We start from the raw sequence: 19,619 nt of genomic DNA on the forward strand, positions 1-19,619 counted from the left end.
GGTCGCTGCTGCCGCCGGAGGCCGTGCAGAGCATCGAGCTGTCGGTGAGCCCCACGGTGGTCGCGATCACGGCAGTGCTGGGCGTGACGACGGGTCTGCTGTTCGGGCTCTTCCCGGCACTCCACAGCACGCGCTCCGACCTGGTCACGACGATCCGCGCCAACGCCGGCAATCTCACCGTCACTCGTGGTGCAGCCCGCTTCCGCGCGGGTCTCGTGACGGCGCAGGTCGCACTCTCGATGGCCCTGCTGATCCTGGCAGGACTGTTCATGCGCAGCCTGGTCAACATCGGCAAGGTGGATCTCGGGCTCCGTACCGAGAACGTCGTGACGTTCGCGATCTCGCCGCAGCTGAACGGCTACAGCATCGAACGCTCTCACCAGCTGTTCCAGCGTGTCGAGGAGGAGCTGGCAGCGCTGCCGGGGGTCATCCAGGTCAGCAGTGGGCTCGTACCCGTGCTCGCGGGGAGCAGCTGGGGTTCCGATGTCGCAGTGGAAGGCTTCCAGGACGGCCCTGATATCGACACGAATGCGCGGATGAACATCGTCGGGCCCGGCTATTTCACCACGCTCGACGTGCCCGTCCTCGCCGGTCGCGAGTTCACTCCGCAGGACGTGATGAATGGAACGCGGGTCGCAATGGTCAACGAAGCGTTCCTGCGCAAGTTCAACCTCGACCGCACCGCCATCGGCAAGCGCATTTCCGACGAGGGATCCGAGCCCGACACGGAGATCATCGGGATCGTGCGGGACTCGAAGTACAACGACGTGAAGGAAGAAATCCCGGCGATGTATTTCAAGGCGTGGCGGCAGCAGGACTGGGTCGGCGCGCTCACGTTCTACGCCCGGACCGGCGCGGATACCGACCAGGTGATGCGCGCCGTCCAGCCGATGATGGCGCGCATCGATCCGAACCTGCCGGTCGAGAACCTCAAGTCCCTCGCGCAGCAGGTCCGGGAAAACGTCTTCCTGGACCGGATGATCGGTACACTGTCCGCCGCGTTTGCCGCGCTCGCGACACTGCTCGCTGCAGTCGGTCTGTACGGTGTGCTCGCCTACACCGTGGAGCGGCGCACCCGTGAGATCGGCGTGCGCATGGCGCTCGGTGCCGACTCGTCACGTGTCCGCCTCATGGTGCTGCGCCAGGTCGCTGTTATGATGCTGAGCGGCGGTGCGGTCGGACTCACCGCGGCGTGGGCGCTCGGCCGGGTAATGGGATCCGTGCTGTACCAGGTGGAAGGAGCGGATCCCCTGGTGTTCGGAGCTGCAGTCACGGTGCTCTCTCTGTTCGCGCTCGCGGCCGGGTACATCCCGGCTCTGCGTGCATCGCGGGTCGACCCGCTGCATGCGCTGCGCTACGACTGAGGCATCGGGCATGGTGCGAGACCGACTCGTGCGATACCATTCGTGAGGTGCTGTGGCCCGGCCGCCGTGAGCGACCGGGCCACATGATTTCGACCTTCCACGATGTGCTCGCATGACGCCTCCGCTCGGCATCATCGAAGGATTCTACGGGCCACAATGGTCCTGGCAGACGCGCGCAGAGACCGTCGAGTTCCTCGCGCCGCACGGCTACAGCTTCTACCTGCATGCGCCCAAGGGCGACGCCTGGCTCCGCAGGCGCTGGCAGGAGCCGCATCCCGCGGATCACGCGGAGCGGCTGCGGCAGCTCGCACGGCACTGCCGCACGCATGACGTCCGGTTCGGCGTCGGACTCAGTCCGTACGAGATCTACCTGTCGTTCGACGACGCAGCGCGCGACGCGCTCGCGCGCAAGCTCGCCTTCCTGGACGAGATCGGGTGCGAGTACCTCGCGATCCTGTTCGACGACATGCGCGGCGATATCCCCGACCTTGCCGCCCGCCAGATCGAGATCATCAACTGGATCCGCGAGCGCACCAGCGCACAGCGGCTGATCTTCTGCCCGACGTACTACTCGGATGACCCGATCCTCGACCGGATCTTCGGTGCACGACCTGAGGGCTATCTCCAGGCGATCGGCGAAGGAATGGATTCGGCCGTCGACATCTTCTGGACGGGCGAGGAGGTCGTCTCGGCGGAGTACTCTCCGGCGCACCTGCGTCGCGTCACGGAGCAGCTCGGGCGCAAGCCGTTCCTGTGGGACAACTATCCGGTGAACGACTCGGTCCGCATGTCACGCACACTTCACGTGCGTGCGTTCACAGGCAGACCCGCGTCGATCGGTGAGCACATCGCCGGGCACGGGGTCAACCCCGCGCTGCAGCCCGTGCTCTCGCGTATTCCCGCGCTCACGCTGGTCGAGAGCTACCAGAAGGGTACGGATTACGAGTACGGCGCCGCGTTCCGTCGGGCCGCCGATCGAGTGCTGGGTGACGACCTGGGCAGACGCGTCTGGGAGGACCTCCTGACACTGCAGGATTTCGGCGTCGATCGTCTTTCCGACGAGCAGAAGGCCACGCTGCGCTCGCGCTACGATGCCATCGATCATGAGGGCGCACGCGAGATCATGCGCTGGCTTGCGGGCGAGTACCAGGTGAGCAAGGAAGTCGTGGAAACACAGTAGGGCGGGCAGGCAGGCTCGGGAAATGAACACGGCGCCAGGACAATCGGCCGGGCGCCGTGTTCGCACTCATCACTAGCGCGAAATGATCGGGTCTGGACTGCCGTCGGGGTCGCACGATGCGGAGCCGTTCGTGCGCGCACTGCCCAGCAGCAGCACGCCCGCCGCATGCGGCGCGGCCATCGACGTACCGCTCATGGTCGTGGTACCGCCACCCTTCTTCGTAGACAGAATGCTGACGCCGGGCGCCGCGTAGTCCACCGGCGGGTTGCCCCAGTTCGACCACGACGCCATGCAGTCGCTGGCGTTGACGGCAGAGATCGTGTAGATGTTGGAGCCGTTCACACGCGCCGGCGTGAAGTTGCCGGCGAACTCGCCATCGTTGCCGGCGGCGAGGACGAAGCGGATGCCAGTGCTCGCGGCATCGCTCACGGCGCGTTCGAGCGTCGAGTTTGCGCCCGAGCCACCCAGGCTCATGTTCGCCACGTCGCCGGAGCTGCCATTCGCCGCGACATAGTCGATTCCATTGATCACGCCCTCCCAGGTGCCGCTGCCGCTGTTGTCCAGCACGCGTACCGCGCATACCCAGGCATTGGCGGCGACTCCAACCACGTCCGTGGTGTTGTTTTTCGCTGCGATCGTGCCGGCCACGTGCGTGCCGTGACCGTTGCCGTCGGCGGGGCTGTCCTTGCCCCGGGTCACGAAGTTGGCGTGACACGCCCTGGACGTGTTGAGGTCTGCATGCGTCAGGTCGATGCCCGTGTCGATCACCCAGGCGGTCCTGCCCGTGCCGTCACCCGCGCCGCCCACGCGCGTCACTCCCCACGGCGTCGTCTGGCCGCCACCGCCGCCACCACCCGGACGTGCTGCGTCCTCGATCGGCCGGATCAGCGCTACCGGCCCGTCTGCCTCGATGATCTCGATGCGCGGATCCGCACGGAGTGCCTGCAGGCGCGACTCGGGTAGCGGCGCCGAGAAGCCGGGCGCGGCATGAAGCCGCATCGAGCGCACCGCGAGCCCGTGGATGCGCGCCAGCTCGCTCGTGGTGGACGGGACATCGACACCCTCACGGAACGTGACGAGGTAGATCGGCGCACCACGCTGCACGGATTCGGTCGAGACCGGATCGAACGGCAGGGCTGTGTCCTGCTCGGCGCAGGCGGCGAGTGTGACTGCGGCGAGCGCCGCAGCGGGGATGATACGTCGCATGGAGCCTCCCGACGGGGGGTGTGGGTGGGACACCGGCCGGCAGGTCGCAGCGCTACGGCTGCGTGCCGGGGTCCCGGCTGGTGGCGGAGCGGCGGACGCAATGCTGATGCCGCGGCCGCCGTCGGGCGCTCAGCTCCAGTCGAGCGCCCGCTGCACCAGGAGCGCGCGCTCCCGCTCGTTCTGAGCCAGTCCGGCCGCGCGCCGCAGCTCCGCGACGGCCTCGACGTTTCTGCCGAGCCTGTGCAGCAGGTCGGCGCGTGCCGCGGGCAGCAGGTGATAGTGCCGGAGCGCGGGCTCGTCCACGATGTCATCGATCAGCTCGAGACCGGCGTCCGGCCCGAAGGCCATGGCGACGGCGACCGCGCGGTTCAGAGCGACGACGGGCGACTGCGTGATCTCGGTCAGGGCGTCGTACAGTGCGACGATCCGCTCCCAGTCGGTGTCGCCCGGCGTGCGCGCACGTGCGTGACACGCGGCGATGGCTGCCTGGAGCGTGTAGGGGCCCAGCGTGTCGGTGAGCTGCTGTGCGCGCTCCAGTGCGGCAAGTCCGCGCTGGATGAGCAGTCGGTCCCAGCGCGAACGGTCCTGCTCCAGGAGCAGCACCGGCTCGCCGGCGGTGTCGATCCGGGCGCGGTTGCGCGATGCCTGCAGCTCGAGCAGCGCCACGAGTCCGTGAACCTCCGACTCATCGGGCGCGAGCCCGGCGAGGACGCGCGCGAGCCGCAAGGCTTCCTCGCACAGATCGGCGCGCAGCCACGCGTCGCCTGCTGTCGCGGCGTAGCCCTCGTTGAAAATCAGGTAGATCACCTCGAGCACGGAGCCCAGGCGTGCTGCCCGCTCCTCCTGGCGTGGCACTTCGAACGGCACGTGTGCTTCCGCCAGTGTGCGCTTCGCGCGGACGATTCGCTGTGCAACGGTCGGAACCGGTGCGAGAAACGCCCGTGCGATCTCTTCGGTGGTCAGGCCGCCGAGCAGTCGCAGCGTCAGTGCGACGCGCGCTTCGGTCGACAGGACCGGATGACACGCGGTGAAGATCAGTCGCAGCAGGTCGTCACCGACGTCGTCGTCGATTGCTTCGTGAATGGACGCTTCGGGCGACGTCGTCTGCTGGTCGATGTCGTACGCGACCTGCTCGTGCTTGCGCTCGAGCATCCGTCCCCGGCGCAGGTGATCGATTGCGCGACGCTTCGCGGTGGCCATGAGCCAGGCGCCCGGATTGTCCGGGACGCCCTGCTCCGGCCAGGAACGAAGCGCGGCGACGAGCGCGTCCTGGGCGAGATCCTCGGCCGTGCCGACGTCGCCTGTCATGCGTGCGACCGCGGCGATGATGCGTGGCGCGTCGATGCGCCACGCAGCTTCGATCGCGCGGTGTGTCCGCTCGGAGCTCACGACGGCTGTGTGCCCTCCACGTGCGCCCGCAGGCGCCTGTCTCGCTCCATCTGTTCGGGCGTAGCGACATCTGCGAAGTCGGCATCCTCGAAGACCTGCCGGATCTCGACCTCCGAGTGCTCGCCGTGCGGGTTCGGTATGCGCTTCACCCATTCGATCGCCTCGTCCAGCGAGCGGACCTGCAGAATCCAGAAACCGGCGATCAGCTCCTTGGTCTCGGCGAACGGTCCGTCGATGACCTTGCGCTTGCTTCCGTCGAAACGGACGCGGGCGCCCTTCGAGCTGGGGTGCAACCCTTCACCGGCCAGCAGGACGCCGGCCTTGACGAGCTCCTCGTTGAAGCGGCCCATCTCCTCGAGCAGCTCCTGGCTCGGCATGACGCCCGCCTCGCTGTCCTTTGTCGCCTTGACGATCACCATGAATCGCATGTCGAACCTCCTGTGAGTTGCTTTTTCAGGCCCGCCTGCGCCGATTGCTCCAGCCGGGCTCCATGAACGCGACGAACGAGCCGGCGCCATTTCGACACACGGGTCCGGAGCGCCCGATCCTTGCGGTGCCGCAGCGGCGCAGGGACCCGAAACGCAAGGAATGAGGCCATGATTCGATACCGCTCGATCCTGCTGCCCGCCATGGTCGCGGGCGTGCTCGCATCGTGTGCGACGTCCGCCGCCGAGCGTCCGGTGCCTGGCGCCACGCCGCCGCCGGTTGCAGGGCCGGCCCAGCCGGAGCGGGTGCTGCCATATCCGGTGGAAGCGCCGACCTGGTTCGAGCGCGCCGTGCAGGCGGGGACCCGGACGATGACGGGTCAGCCCGGCCCGCGCTACTGGCAGAACGATGCGAGCTACACGCTGGAAGCGCGCGTGGATGCCGAGGCGAACCGGCTCGACGGCCGGGCGCGCATCACCTACAACAACAACTCGCCCGACGCGCTGCAGAACCTGCACGTCGACCTGACCCAGAATTTCCACGCGCCCGGTGTGATCCGCTTCGAGGAGGCGGAGGTGACCGGCGGCGTCACCCTGGAGCGCGTCGCCGTGAACGGCACGACGCTGGGCACGGAGGGACGCGGCCCGCGCTACGTGGTCAGCGGCACGCGGCTCGTGATTCTGCCGCCGCAGCCCGTGCAGCCGAACAGCAGCGTGACGCTGGAGATCGACTGGGCGTTCGACATCCCCAAGGCCGGTGCCGGCGCGCGCATGGGCTACGACGAAGGGCTGTTCTATCTCGGTTACTGGTACCCGCAGATGGCGGTCTACGACGATGTCATCGGCTGGCACCCGGATCCGTTCGTCGGCAGCACCGAGTTCTACTCGGGGTTCGCCGACTATGACCTGACCATCGATGCACCGGCCGGCTGGGTGGTGATGGGCACGGGGGAACTGACCAATGCCGCCGAGGTGCTCGCGCCCGCGGTGCTCGAGCGCTATCAGCGGGCACAGCGCAGCGACCAGGTCGTGCAGGTGCTGCGTGCTGCCGATTTCGACAATGCGACCGCGACCGGCCGCGCGGGCCGGCTGCGCTGGCACTTCGCGTCCGACTCCGTGCGCGACGTCGCGTTCAGCCTGACACGAAACGCCAACTGGGACGCGCTGCGCACGCCCGTGGGGGATCGCGACGGCGACGGGGCCACCGACTACACCCTGATCAACTCGTTCTGGCGCAGCAGTGCACCGAAGTGGAGCGAGGTGGCGCGTTACTCCGCGCACGCGATTTCCTTCTTCTCCGAGTTCATGGACCTGCCCTACCCCTGGCCGCACATGACGGCGGTCGAAGGCGGCGGCATCATCGGCGGCGGCATGGAGTTCCCCATGATGACGCTGATGGGTGACTACAACCAGAGCACGGACAGTGCGCTGTACTACGTGACGGCGCACGAGCTGGCGCACATGTGGACGCCCATGATCGTCAGCAATGACGAGCGGCGCTACACCTGGATGGATGAGGGGACCACCACCTTCAACGAGAACTCCGCGCGGATGGATTTCTTCCCCGGCCGCTACCACTACGCCGATGACCAGAACTCTTACCTGCAGATCGCGGGAACGGGCTTCGAAGGGGAGATGATGCGGCAGTCTGCGTTTCACTACAATCCGGCGGCCTACGGCATCGCCTCCTACTCCAAGCCGGGCAGCGTGCTCGTCGCCCTGCGTGGCGTGCTGGGCGAAGAGACCTTCATGCGTGCGTACCGCGAGTACTTCGACCGGTGGAAGTACAAGCACCCCTATCCATGGGACATGTGGCGCACGTTCGAGGATGTCAGTGGTCGTGACCTCGACTGGTTCTGGCGGAGCTGGTACTACGAAACGTGGACGCTCGACCAGGGCATCGGGAGCGTGACGTCGGCAGCGGGGAACACGACGATCACGATCGAGGACCACGGGCGCGTGCCGATGCCCGTGCCACTCACGATCACGTACGGTGACGGCAGGACCGAGCAGCGCACCATTCCTGTCGACCACTGGCTTGCCGGCAACCGCTCGGCGACCCTGACCGTGGAGTCCGGTGACGTCACGCGCGTCGAGATCGATGCTGAGCGCGCGTTCCCGGACGTGAACCGCTCCAACAATGTCTGGAGTCGTTGAGCGCGCCGGCTTCGACACCGACTCCGGGTCCCTGCCGGATGCGCGCAATCCGGACATGACCATTCACGCGGCGCGCGACTCCGGGGAGTAACGAGCGTCAACCCGCCGGTGCGGTTTCCAGGCACCGGCGGGTTCTTTATTGGAGCGCGGGTCGGCGCGGCGTGACGTCGCGTTCGCGTGCGTGTCTCGATCCTGCTCGCTCGAACGTTCCCATACCTAAGCGGACGAACCCGACGGGAGATCGGCCGCACGTCGGCTGACATGGCAGTGTCATGAATTGACGCGCTCGTCCGTCGCACTTTCTGAATCACCTGATTTCCGAAGCCGCTGAGGCCGGCGGCGACCGCGCACGGTGTGCTCGCGCGTAGGCACCGTGCCGCCTGAAACCACGAAAACTCGTTTTCGTGCAACACCTGCATCCCTGGGAGGGACTCGTGGGCAAACGTTTCGTGCTGCTGTTGCTCGCCATGCTGCTCGGTGCTGCCGCACCGTCGGAGGCGGTGGCGCAGGACCGCAGGATCAGCGGTGTGGTGCGGGCAGCACCCGACCAGCCGATTCCGGCGGCGGAAGTTTCGGTCGTCGGATCCGCGCGGGCACCCGTGCTCACCGATGAGCAGGGCCGCTTCTCGATTTCCGTTCCGGCCGGCGACGCGCGACTCCAGGTCCGCGCGTTCGGCTACTCGCGCGGCGAGATCGCGGTGCCGGCCGGCCAGGCCGCAGTCGAAATCACACTGCAGCAGGACGTCTTCAACCTGGACGAGCTGGTCGTCACCGGTCAGGCAACCGCGATCGAGCGTCGCAGTGCGACAACATCGATTGCGTACGTTTCGGGCGAGGACATCCAGAACGTGCCGGCGCCGTCGGTGCTCAATGCGCTGAGCGGCAAGATCACGGGCGTGAACCTGCAGACGAACTCGGGCGCACCGGGCGGCGGCATCCAGATGCAGGTGCGCGGCAACGCGACGCTGCTCGGCGGCTTCGACCCGCTCTACGTCGTTGACGGGATCATCTATTCCAACGCGAGCATCCCGAGCGGGCGCGGCTTCGCGAACGCGGCGGCGAGCGTCGAGCAGGAGGCGGACGCGGTGAACCGCATCGCCGACCTGAATCCCGCCGACATCGAGAGCATCGAGGTGCTGAAGGGCGCCGCGGCGTCGTCGATCTACGGCTCCAAGGCGTCCAACGGCGTCGTTGTGATCACGACCAAGCGAGGCCAGGCCGGCGCGCCGCGCGTCAACCTGACGCAGCGCATCGGCTTCGCGGCACCGCTGAAGCTGCTGGACACGCGTGCATGGACGCGCGACGCAGCGGTGGAACGGTACGGTGAAGAGGCGGCCGAGTACTTCGGCGATCGTGATGCCGTTTACTACGACAATTTCGAGGCCGTGTACGACCAGCGGGATCTGTCATACGAGACGCTCGCGGACGTGCGCGGCGGTACGGAGGAAACGCGCTACTACGTGGCAGGCTCGATCAAGCGCGAGTCCGGCACGGAGCGCAACACGGGCGCAGGGATGCAGAGCCTGCGTGCGAACGTCGACCAGCGCCTGGGCGACGACATCAACGTGCAGTTCTCGAGCGCGTACACGCGCAACGAGAACGACCGCGGCTGGAACAACAACTGCAACAACTACGGCTGCCACGGTTACGCGCTCGCCTACATCCCGGGCTTCCTCGACCTGCGCGTGAAGAACGCGGACGGCACGTATCCCGAGCCGCCCTTCGGCCCGCAGTCGAACCCGCTGCAGCTCACCGAGCTCGGCGTGAACCACGAGGAGACGAACCGCTTCACCGGCGGCGTGAACGTCAGCTGGGATGCGTTCGCCTCGGATCGCCAGTCGCTGCGCATCGTCGGCGGCGGCGGTCTCGACACGTTCGACCAGGCCAACAACGTCTGGTCGCCGAACGAGCTGTTCTTCGAGCGCGGCCAGGCGCTGCCGGGCGAGGCGATCGAGAGCGGTGGGCGCAGCCTCTTCTGGAACTGGAACCTGAACGGCATCCACACCTGGACGACCAGCGGATTCACGGCCACGACGTCGGCAGGTGTGCAGTACGAGGACCGCCGACTCAACACGTTCCTCATCCGCACGCAGAACCTGCTGCCGGGCGAGCGCAACGTGAACCGCGGCACGAACACGACCGTGGACGAGGAGCTCACGCAGGAGCGCACGATCGCGCTCTACCTGCAGGAGGGTGTGCGGCTGTTCGACGAGCGGCTGCTGGTGCAGGCGGGCCTGCGCGCCGAGCGCAGCAGCGTGAACGGCGATACGGACAAGTACTTCGTCTTCCCGAAGGCCGCGGCGTCCTACCGCTTCCTCGATCTGCTGGGTGAGGGCAGTGAAGTGAAGCTGCGCGCCGCGTACGGCGAGACCGGCAACCAGCCGCTGTTCGGCCAGAAGTTCACGACGCTCACCACGCCGCAGCTGGGCGGGCAGCAGGGCCTGGTCGTATCCACGATCTCCGGGTGGGAAGACGTCGAGCCGGAACGCCTGAAGGAGTTCGAGGCCGGCATCGACGGCTTCCTGATGGACGGTCGCCTCTCCTGGGAGCTGACCGGCTTCACGCGCAACACCACGAACCTGCTGCTGCAGCGGGTGCCGGCGCCGTCGTCCGGCTTCACGACGCAGATCTTCAACGGCGGCAAGATCCGCAACCAGGGGATCGAGGCGGCCCTCGGCTACACGCCGATCGTGACCGACAACGTGATGTGGGTGACGCGCGGGACGTTCACGCGCTACACCAGCGAGGTGCTCGACCTGGCCGGTCTGCCGGCGTTCTTCCCGGCGGGATCGGGGTTCGGCAACCTCGGCCGCACGCGCATCGAGGTCGGCCAGCCGATCACGCAGATCGTCGGGTTCGGCTACGAGAACGGTGAGCGTAGCGAGGATCTCGTTCAGCTCGGCAACAGCGCACCCGACTTCCGCGTCGGCTGGGTGAACGACGTTTCCTACGGTCCCGTGCGCGTCAACGCGGTCGTCGACTGGCAGCAGGGTGGCGACGTGATCAACCTGTCGCGCTACCTGATGGACTCGGCGAACAACTCCGAGGACTTCGGCACACCGGCCTTCGAGGCGCGGCGCGTTGCGCGCCAGGCAGGTTCGATCCAGCCGTACATCGAGGATGCGAGCTTCGTCAAGCTGCGTGAGGTATCGGTCATGTTCGACGTGAACCCCGACCTGCTCGGACCGCTGCAGTTCGGCGCACGCTCGCTCAGCCTCGGCCTCGTCGGCCGCAACCTCGCGATGTGGACGGACTACTCCGGCCTGGATCCCGAAGTCGCGAACTTCGGCGCCCAGGCAGTGCGCAGCAACCTCGACATCGCGCCCTATCCGCCGGCGCGCAGCTTCTACCTGAGCGTTTCCCTGGGGTACTGATGAGGTCGACCATGACAACAAGCAGAGCGCTGTCCGCAGCGCGACGCGCATCGGTGCTCGCCGTCGCGGTGCTCGCGGGCGCATGCGCAGACCTGGACATCGCCAACACCAACGCACCGACCGTCGAGACGCTGACCGGTTCGCCGTCGCGTGACGTGATGGCGCGCGCCGCCACGGGCATTTTCTCCAATGCCTACAACGACGTCGCGGCGACCATACAGTTCTACGCCCTCTACGGTCGTGAGGGCTACAACCTCGCCGGCAACGATCCGCGCGAGCTCGAGGAGCAGATCGCCGGGCCGCCTGACCCGACCGGGCGCAACTCGGGTATCTGGACGGGCCAGTACTCGGCGATCCGTACCATCAACACGTACCTCGACGCGCTGCCGCGCGCGACGGGGCTGTCCGCCGAGGAGATCAGTGCCTCCGAAGGCATGGCGAAGACCATGGGCGCCTGGCACTTCGCCCGCCTCGCCGTGCGCACAGGCGAGTTCGGGATCCCCATGGACGTGAACCGCCCGATCTCGGCAGAGCCGGCGCCGTTCGTGTCCTTCGCGGACGCACTCGCTGCCGTGTCGACCATGCTGGATGACGCGTACGCGGACCTGCAGGCAGGCGGGGGCTCGTTCCCCTTCAACGTGGGACCGGGCTTCGAAGATTTCAGCACGCCGGAAACGTTCGCCCGGTTCAACCGCGCGCTCGCCGCAAAGGTGCTCGTCTGGCGCGCCACGTTCAACGACTGCGCCGCATGCTGGGCGCAGGCGCAGCAGGCGCTGGACGCATCCTTCATCACCGATGGGGGACTGCCGGGATCACTGGGCGACGGGGTGTACTACGGGTACTCGACGTCGTCGGGTGAGCCGGCCAACCCGGTTTCCGAGCCGCTCACCAGCGACCGGTACTGGGTGCACCCGTCCATCGTCACCGGCGCACAGCTGCGTGCTGGCGGTGAGCCCGACCTGCGACTCACCAGCAAGGTGATGGACGCCGGCCGGTCGCACAGCCTCACCAGCCCGACCGGCACCCTCACCGGCACGCACAAGCCGGTCATGTTCAACGACGCGACCAACCCCGCGCAGGCCGACCTCGGAACCGACGTTCCGTGGATCATCAACGAGGAGCTGCTGCTGCTCCGCGCCGAGATCCGCTGGCACAACGGTGACCGCCCGGGCGCGATCGAGGACATCAACCTGATTCGCCAGCACGCCGGTGGACTCCCGCCGACCGCGCTCACGGCCGCAAGCCCCGACGACGACTTCATCTCCGAGCTGCTCTACAACCGGCTCTACTCACTGATGTGGTCGCAGGGAACGCGCTGGATCGATGCACGTCGCTACGACAGGCTCGACACCCTGCCGGTCGATCGCCAGGGCGATTACCTGTATCCGAGCATGATCGTGCCGGCCGCAGAGTGCGACGCGCGCGGACTGACGGTGCCGTGCGAGCCGTTGTGATCTGAGAACCCGCCGCAGATTCGGAATCGGGCCGGTACCCGGATGGTTCGGGTGCCGGCCCGCTTCTCTGGCGTGTTGCCGGCGGGCCAAGCATCCAGAGGGCCGCCGGGATCGTTACAGAAGAGCCTCGCGGCTGAGGCTGGTGTGACATTTCCGGCGTATATGGCCGGAAAGGTTACAGAAGACCCTCGCGGCTGAGGCTGGTGTGACATTTCCGGCGCATATGGCCGGAAAGGTTACAGAAGAGCGTTGCGGTCGCGGCAATTGCTACGTTTCCGGCGTATATGGCCGGAAAGGTTACAGAAGACCCTCGCGGCTGAGGCAAATGTGACATTTCCGGCGTATATGGCCGGAAAGGTTACAGAAGACCCTCGCGGATGAGGCAATTGCGACATTTCCGGCGTGCAGGAACCCGAAAACTCACAGGTTACCCTCGGGCGCGCAGAAGAAGATATGCGACGTTCCCGGCGCCGCTTTCCGGCCGCGCGGTTGAACCCGAGGTGATGGGCCCCTCCGCCCCGTCCAAACCGCGCGACCCTGCCGTCTTCTGTTACCATTTTCGTGCATTCTCGCGGCATGGCATGGCCTGGCTGCAGCCAACCCGCTTGCCTCCCGCCGCGTAGTTCGATAGTTATAAAACTATGTTCGTTGAGCACGGGAAGACTGGTACTCTGGCGCCCGGCCAGTTCGAGCGCATTGCCAAGGCGCTCGCGGATCCGAGGCGCTTCAGCCTGCTGCAGCAGATCGCACGGGCGGACAGCTGTCCGTACCAGAAGCTGTGTGAGTTCTTTCCCGTGACCAAGGCGACCATCTCGCATCACATGAAGGAGCTCGTCTCGGCGGGGCTGGTCGAGACGGAGAAGGAAGGGCAGTACGTGCATGCGCGGGTGGTGCCCGGAGTGATCGAGGCGTATTCGCTGGAGCTGACCAGGCGGGTCGGTGGGGCGTAGTTTCCTGCTGAAAGCAGGGGCCCGGGAGCATCGGTGAAGCGGACGAGGCGCCCGGCGCCGAAGCTCACCAGGCGGGGCGCAGGCGCCTGAAAATCAGGAGCTCGCGGTTCCCGGCGCGACACGGGAACTGGCGGGGCGCAGGCGCCTGAAATCAGGAGCTCGAGGTTCCCGGCGCGACACGGGAACTGGCAGGACGGGGATGGGCCGGCGGGGAGGTGTCGCAAACTCTGCAGTTCGTTCGTCTGACAGAATCGGCTGGTGAACAGGCCGCACGCGCAGGGGCGCGGCGGTTTTTTGTTGTCACGGCAGTATCACGGTTATCAAACCATCTGACGGGAATCGGGTGAGGGACGGGGAATTATGGCGAGTCAGATTCGAAACAAATCACGCGCCTGGCTGCGGTCGGCGGTGCTCTTCGGCGGGATCGTGGTGGTGGGCGGCGGGATCGTCGCGCTGCGCGATGTATTCGGTGAGGGTGCGCATGCCGAGGCGGTCATGGCGGAGCCGGCGCAGGTCGTGACTGCATCGGTTGCACAGTCGCGGACGCATCGCGGCTCGACGACAGCGATCGGGACAGTGCTGGCGACCCGATCGATCACGTTGCGCAACGAGTTGCCGGGCACGGTCCGCTGGGTGGGGCTGAAGTCGGGGCAGGTCGTGGGGGCCGGCACGGTGCTCGTTGCGCTGGACGTTTCGGTGGAGGAGGCGGAGTTGCGGGCGCTGCAGGCTCGGGCGGATCTGGCGCAGACGACGCTGGAGCGGACGCAGCGGATGGCGGCGCGGCAGGCGGTGTCGGCGATCGAGCTGGACAATGCGCGGGCGGAGCGTGACGTCGCGCTCGCGGAGATCGCGCGCATCGAGGCGGTGATCGCGCGCAAGACGATCCGTGCGCCGTTCCGTGCGCGGGTCGGCATCGCGGACGTCCATCCCGGACAGTTCCTGGAGGCGGGCGCACTGCTGACGACGCTGCAGGGTGTGGACGACGAGGTGAACGTCGACTTCACGGTTCCGCAGGATATCGCGGCGACACTGCGTCCGGGCGGCCAGGTGGAGGTGGTCGTCGGTGAGGATGAGGCCCTGGTCGTACCGGCGCAGATCGTCGCGGTGGATGCGCGCGTGGATCCGGTCACGCGCAACGCGGTGGTGCGTGCACGGATCCGTGATGCGCTCGACCGGCTGGCCCCCGGGTCGTCGGTGCGTGTCCGGGTCGGCGTGGGCGCCGAGGTGCCCGCGGTGACGGTTCCGGTGACGGCTCTGCGCAAGGGTCCGGGCGGTGATCACGTGTTCGTGCTGGCGGACGTGGACGGTCAGACGCGCGCGCAGCTGCGGCGAGTCGAGTCCGGCCCGGTCGTCGGCGATTCCGTGGTCATCCTTTCCGGCCTGGAAGCCGGTGAGCGCATCGCGGCATCCGGTTCGTTCAAGCTGCGTGATGGTGTGCTGGTCCAGGTCAGTGACGGAACGCAGTCGGCGCAGGCGGGGAGGTGAGCGCAATGAAATCGTTCACCGACACATTCATCCGCCACCCGGTCCTGGCGATCGTGGTGAACCTGGTGATCGTGCTGGTCGGCTGGCGTGCGCTGCAGGCGCTGCCGGTGCAGCAGTACCCGCAGACGGAGAGCACGCAGGTCGTGATCACGACCGTGTACTTCGGTGCGAGTGCCGAGACGGTACGTGGCTTTCTGACGACGCCGATCGAGCGTGCGGTCAGCGCGATCAGTGGTATCGACCACATCGAGTCGACCAGTCGTGCGGGCGTGAGCACCGTGACCGTGCGGCTGAAGCTCAACCATGATGCGACGGCGGCGCTCGCGGAGGTCACCGCGCGCCTGCAGCAGGTACGCAGCGAGCTGCCGCCGGACGCGGAGCCACCGACGGTGGACGTGCAGCGTGCGGACCGTCCGTACGCCACGTTCTACCTGAGCTTCAGCTCCAGGGAGCGGAGCATCCCCCAGGTCACCGACTACCTGATGCGGACGGTGCAGCCGCAGTTCTCGACGGTGCAGGGGGTGCAGAAGGTCTCGATCGAGGGTGGTCAGCAGATCGCGATGCGGGTGTGGATCGACCCGTCGCGACTGGCGGCGCTGAACCTGGCGCCCGGCGACATCTACGCTGCCCTGCAGCGCAACAACTACCTCGCCGCGGTCGGCCAGACCAAGGGCGACGAGGTGCAGGTCAACCTGCTGGCGAACACGGACCTGCGCACGGTCGAGGAGTTCGAGCAGCTCGTCGTTGCGGAGCGTGACGGAGCGGTCGTGCGACTGCGCGACGTCGCCAGGGTGGAGCTGGGGGCGGAGGAGGCCGAGTTCGTCGCGAAGTTCAACCATGACGAGGCGGTCTATCTCGGCGTGTACCCGCTCGTTGGTGCCAACGAGATCGAGGTAGCGCACCGGCTGTACGAGCAGATGGAGCAGATGCAGGCGTCGCTGCCGCCGGACATCGAGATGCAGATGGCGTACGACGGCACGACGTTCATGCAGGACGCGATCGCGGAGATCTCGAAGACGCTGGCCGAGACGATGCTGATCGTGGGCTTCGTCGTGTTCATGTTCATGGGCTCGATCCGCACGGCGATCGTGCCACTGGTCGCGATGCCCGTGTCGCTGATCGGTGCGACGATCGTGATGCTGGCGTTCGGCTTCAGCCTGAACCTGCTGACGATCCTGGCGATCGTGCTGGCGGTCGGACTCGTCGTCGACGATGCGATCGTCGTCGTCGAGAACGTGGAGCGGCACATCGAGCTGGGGAAGTCACGCGTGCAGGCGGCGATCGACGGAGCGCGCGAGCTGGTCGGTCCCATCATCGCGATGACGATCACGCTCGCGACCGTGTACACGCCGATCGGCTTCCAGGGCGGCCTTACGGGTGCGCTGTTCCTGGAGTTCGCGATCACGCTGGCGGCGGCCGTCGTCGTGTCGGGCTTCGTCGCGCTCACGCTGTCGCCGGTGATGAGCTCGAAATTCCTGAAGGAGCACGGCGGCCAGGGGCGGCTCACTCGCCTGGTGAACCGCGGCTTCGATGCGGTGCGTGAGCGGTACACGGGGCTGCTGGACGGTGCGCTCGAGATGCGCTGGGCCATCGTCGCTGCATCGCTGCTGATCGCGCTCGCCGCGTGGCCGATGTACACGATGTCGCGCAAGGAGCTGGCGCCGATCGAGGACCAGGGGCACATCTCGCTGTTCATGCAGGCATCGCCCGATGCCTCGCTGCCGGCGGTCAATGCCGCGTCGCACGAGGTCGTCGCGACGATGACGTCGCTGCCGGAGGCGCGCTTCATGTGGTCGCTGGCCGCGCCCTGGGGCGCGTTCGGCGGCATGGACGCGAAGCACTGGACGGAGCGCGAGCGCTCGACGGAGGAAATGTACGGCGAGGTGTATGGGCGCGTGTCGCAGATACCGTCGCTGCAGGTATTCCCGCGGCTGGATCCGCCGCTGCCCACGCCGGGCCAGTACGACGTCGAGCTGGTGCTGCAGAGCGACGTTCCGCCCGAGCAGATGCTGGAGACGGTCGGTGCGATCATCGGCGCGGGCTTCCAGAGCGGGATGTTTTTGTACGTCGATACGGACCTGAAGATCGACCTGCCGGAGGCGCGGGTGGTGCTGGACCGTGACGAGATCGCGGATCTCGGGCTGGACCTGGCAACCGTCGGCCGTGAGCTGGGCACGCTGCTGGGCGGCGGCTACGTCAACCGGTTCAACTACTTCGACCGCAGCTACAAGGTCATTCCGCAGATCAACCTGGAGGACCGCGCGACGGTTGCTGCGGCGCTGGACCTGAAGATCCCCACGCCGTCCGGTGCGATGGTGCCGGTGTCGTCGTTTGCGCGGATCGAGACGAGTGCAGCGCCGCGCACGCTGAACCGGTTCCAGCAGCGCAACGCGGTACGGGTGTTCGGCGGTGTGATGCCCGGTGTCACCAAGGACGAGGGGCTGCAGGTGCTGGAGAATGCGGCGCTCGCGGCGGCGGGGCCGGGTGTCACGATCGACTATGCGGGCGAGTCGCGGCAGATCCGGCACGAGGGCTCGGCACTGACGCAGACGCTCGGCTTCGCGCTGGTCCTGATCTATCTCGTGCTCGCCGCGCAGTTCCGCAGCTTCCGTGATCCGCTGATCGTGCTGCTCGGCTCTGTGCCGCTCGCGATCTCGGGTGCGCTGCTGTTCAGCTGGCTGGATCTGACGACCATCAACATCTATTCGCAGGTCGGGCTGATCACACTGGTCGGGCTGATCGCGAAGAACGGAATATTGATCGTGGAGTTCGCAAACACACTGCAGGAGCAGGGGCGCAGCAAGCTGGATGCGCTGCGTGAAGCGTCGCTCACGCGATTGCGCCCCGTTCTCATGACATCCGCGGCGACGGTGTTCGGGCACCTGCCACTCGTGTTCGTGCACGGCCCGGGGTCCGCTGCGCGCAACAGCATCGGCATCGTGCTCGTCGCCGGCATGGTGATCGGCACGGTCTTCACGCTGTTCGTCGTGCCGGTGTTCTACTCGCTGATCGCCGCGGAGCATCGGTCGGCGGAGGTCCCGGCCTGGAGGCCGGCAGAGGAGGCGGGCGCGCGTGCGCTCGAGCCGGCGCATGCGTAGTGAGCGCATCGCCAACACCGTGGCTCTCGTTCTCGTCGTGACAGCGGCGGGAGCGAGCGCCGCCGGTGCACAGGAGCCCGTCCGGCAGATGCACGAGCCGCGACCGGAACAACGACGGGTGGTGCTTGCTGCGCCGCCAGCACCGGACGAGGCTCCGCAGCAGAGCGCGGACGCGTGGGACGCGGACCCGCTCGGGTTCTGGAACGCACTTGGTGACACGACGTTGTCGCGGCTGATCCGTGCGGGCCTGGACGCGAACCGGGAGGTCGATGCTGCCGAGGCCCGGATCGCAGCGGCGCGCGCAGTCCGGACGGGGGCGGCGCTGGACCTCGCGCCGACGATCACGGCGGACGCCGCGTACAGCCGGCAGCGGCTGGCCAGTGCGAGCATGCCCGGTCTGAGCGGCTCGCTGCCGGATCGTGACATCTGGGAGGCCGGCGTGCAGCTCTCCTGGGAGCTGGACCTGTTCGGGCGCAACCGCAATGCGCTGCAGGGTCACGGCGCGCTGCTGGACGCAGCGGAGGAGGACGTGCGTGGCGCACATGTGATCGTGGTGGCCGAAGTTGCACGTGCCTATTTCGAGCTGCGTGGCCTGGAGGAGCGGCTCGCGGTGGCGCGTCGCAACGCGCAGAACCAGGAGTCCAGCCTGGAACTGACGCGCAACCTGCTGGAAGCCGGTCGCGGCACTGCACTGGATACGGAACGCGCGCAGGCGCAGCTCAGCTCGACGCTGGCGGAGATTCCCGCGCTCGAAGCGGGGATCAGTGCGGCGCAGCACCGACTCAGCGTGCTGCTCGCACGTGCGCCCGGCCAGGGCGACGTCCTGCAGCCGGCTGCGAAGCATGAGTTCGAGCTGCCGGCTCAGCTGCAGCTTCCGGACGAGGACGACGCGGTGCGACGTCGCCCGGACGTACGCAGCGCAGCAAGTCGCGTCGCCGCACAGCGCGAGTTCGTCAGCTCGGCGAAGGCGAGCTACCTGCCGCGCATCGCGATCGGCGGTGTGGCCGGCTACACGGCAAGCGAGCTCGACGCGTTCGGCAACAGCGGCACGCCCCGCTATGCGGTCGGCCCTGTCATCTCGTGGCCGCTGTTCGATATCGGTCGCGTGAAGACCGGCGTCGACGAGGCCCGGGCGCATCAGCGGGAAGCGGCCGCGCAGCACCAGCAGGCCGTGCTGCGGGCGCAGGAGGAGGTGCAGACGTCGCTCGACGCCTACCACAGCGCGCGCGAGCGGCTGCGCCACCTGGAGGACGCCGCGGCCGCGAGCGAGCGGGCAACCGAACTGGCGCGGCTGCGCTTCGAGGAGGGCGGCGCGGACTTCCTCGAGGTGCTCGACGCCGAGAGCCGCCAGCTCGCGGCACAGGACCGGCTGGCGGCAGGACGGACCGAAGCACGGGCATGGCTGGTGGCGGTGTACCGCGCCGTGGGCGGGATGGTACTGCCGGCCCGATAGGCGGTGCAGCAGCTCAGTCGTGCGTGCGGCAGGGTGGCGGCGGTGGCGGTGGCGGAGTGCGGGGAGCCGGAGCTAGCTTCGGCT

At 67.5% G+C, this 19,619-nt stretch carries 12 protein-coding genes; 9 read left to right on the forward strand and 3 right to left on the reverse strand.

All coding sequences use genetic code 11. From position 1 onward, the window contains the following. On the forward strand, positions 1-1,364 hold a 1,364-nt coding region (locus VFU06_09805), incomplete at its 5' end, for an FtsX-like permease family protein (protein HEU5209696.1). A 112-nt stretch (positions 1,365-1,476) separates the two neighbouring features. After that, complete coding sequence (locus VFU06_09810; protein ID HEU5209697.1) at positions 1,477-2,544, forward strand: beta-N-acetylglucosaminidase domain-containing protein; 1,068 nt, start codon at positions 1,477-1,479, stop codon at positions 2,542-2,544. Positions 2,545-2,616: 72 nt separating this feature from the next. On the opposite strand, the gene VFU06_09815 is transcribed toward VFU06_09810, so the two are convergent. The 3 genes from VFU06_09815 to VFU06_09825 form a co-directional block, all read right to left on the reverse strand. Then, the gene (locus VFU06_09815) at positions 2,617-3,750 is read right to left on the reverse strand and encodes a S8 family serine peptidase (protein HEU5209698.1); all 1,134 of its coding nucleotides are present in this window, start codon (positions 3,748-3,750) and stop codon (positions 2,617-2,619) included. 129 nt (positions 3,751-3,879) lie between these two features. Then, entirely contained in the window at positions 3,880-5,139 is a 1,260-nt protein-coding gene (locus VFU06_09820; protein HEU5209699.1) for an RNA polymerase sigma factor, read from the reverse strand. Then, positions 5,136-5,567: a YciI family protein gene (locus tag VFU06_09825; GenBank protein ID HEU5209700.1), complete on the reverse strand. Its 432-nt coding sequence runs from the start codon at positions 5,565-5,567 to the stop codon at positions 5,136-5,138. The genes VFU06_09820 and VFU06_09825 overlap by 4 nt, the downstream gene beginning before the upstream one ends. A gap of 168 nt (positions 5,568-5,735) precedes the next feature. Here VFU06_09825 and VFU06_09830 point away from each other — a divergent pair, with 168 nt between their 5' ends. The 7 genes from VFU06_09830 (at position 5,736) to VFU06_09860 (ending at position 19,535) form a co-directional block, all read left to right on the forward strand. Further along, positions 5,736-7,721 (forward strand): M1 family metallopeptidase, encoded by a 1,986-nt coding sequence (locus tag VFU06_09830; GenBank protein ID HEU5209701.1) that lies wholly within the window; start codon positions 5,736-5,738, stop codon positions 7,719-7,721. A 434-nt stretch (positions 7,722-8,155) separates the two neighbouring features. Next, the gene (locus VFU06_09835; GenBank protein ID HEU5209702.1) at positions 8,156-11,095 is read left to right on the forward strand and encodes a SusC/RagA family TonB-linked outer membrane protein; all 2,940 of its coding nucleotides are present in this window, start codon (positions 8,156-8,158) and stop codon (positions 11,093-11,095) included. Between the two features lie 11 nt (positions 11,096-11,106). Further along, a complete protein-coding gene (locus VFU06_09840; GenBank protein HEU5209703.1) occupies positions 11,107-12,549 on the forward strand; it encodes a RagB/SusD family nutrient uptake outer membrane protein in 1,443 nt (480 codons plus the stop codon). 641 nt (positions 12,550-13,190) lie between these two features. Then, a complete protein-coding gene (locus VFU06_09845; protein HEU5209704.1) occupies positions 13,191-13,499 on the forward strand; it encodes a metalloregulator ArsR/SmtB family transcription factor in 309 nt (102 codons plus the stop codon). Between the two features lie 360 nt (positions 13,500-13,859). Beyond that, positions 13,860-14,984, forward strand: coding sequence for an efflux RND transporter periplasmic adaptor subunit (locus VFU06_09850; protein ID HEU5209705.1), 1,125 nt, complete (start codon positions 13,860-13,862; stop codon positions 14,982-14,984). 5 nt (positions 14,985-14,989) lie between these two features. After that, positions 14,990-18,082 carry an efflux RND transporter permease subunit gene (locus VFU06_09855; GenBank protein ID HEU5209706.1) on the forward strand — a complete coding sequence of 1,031 codons (3,093 nt, stop codon included), beginning with the start codon at positions 14,990-14,992 and terminating at the stop codon, positions 18,080-18,082. Then, positions 18,075-19,535, forward strand: coding sequence for a TolC family protein (locus VFU06_09860; protein HEU5209707.1), 1,461 nt, complete (start codon positions 18,075-18,077; stop codon positions 19,533-19,535). The genes VFU06_09855 and VFU06_09860 overlap by 8 nt, the downstream gene beginning before the upstream one ends. Positions 19,536-19,619 lie beyond the last annotated feature (84 nt).

This window comes from Longimicrobiales bacterium (assembly GCA_035764935.1).
Taxonomy (GTDB): Bacteria; Gemmatimonadota; Gemmatimonadetes; order Longimicrobiales; family RSA9; genus DASTYK01.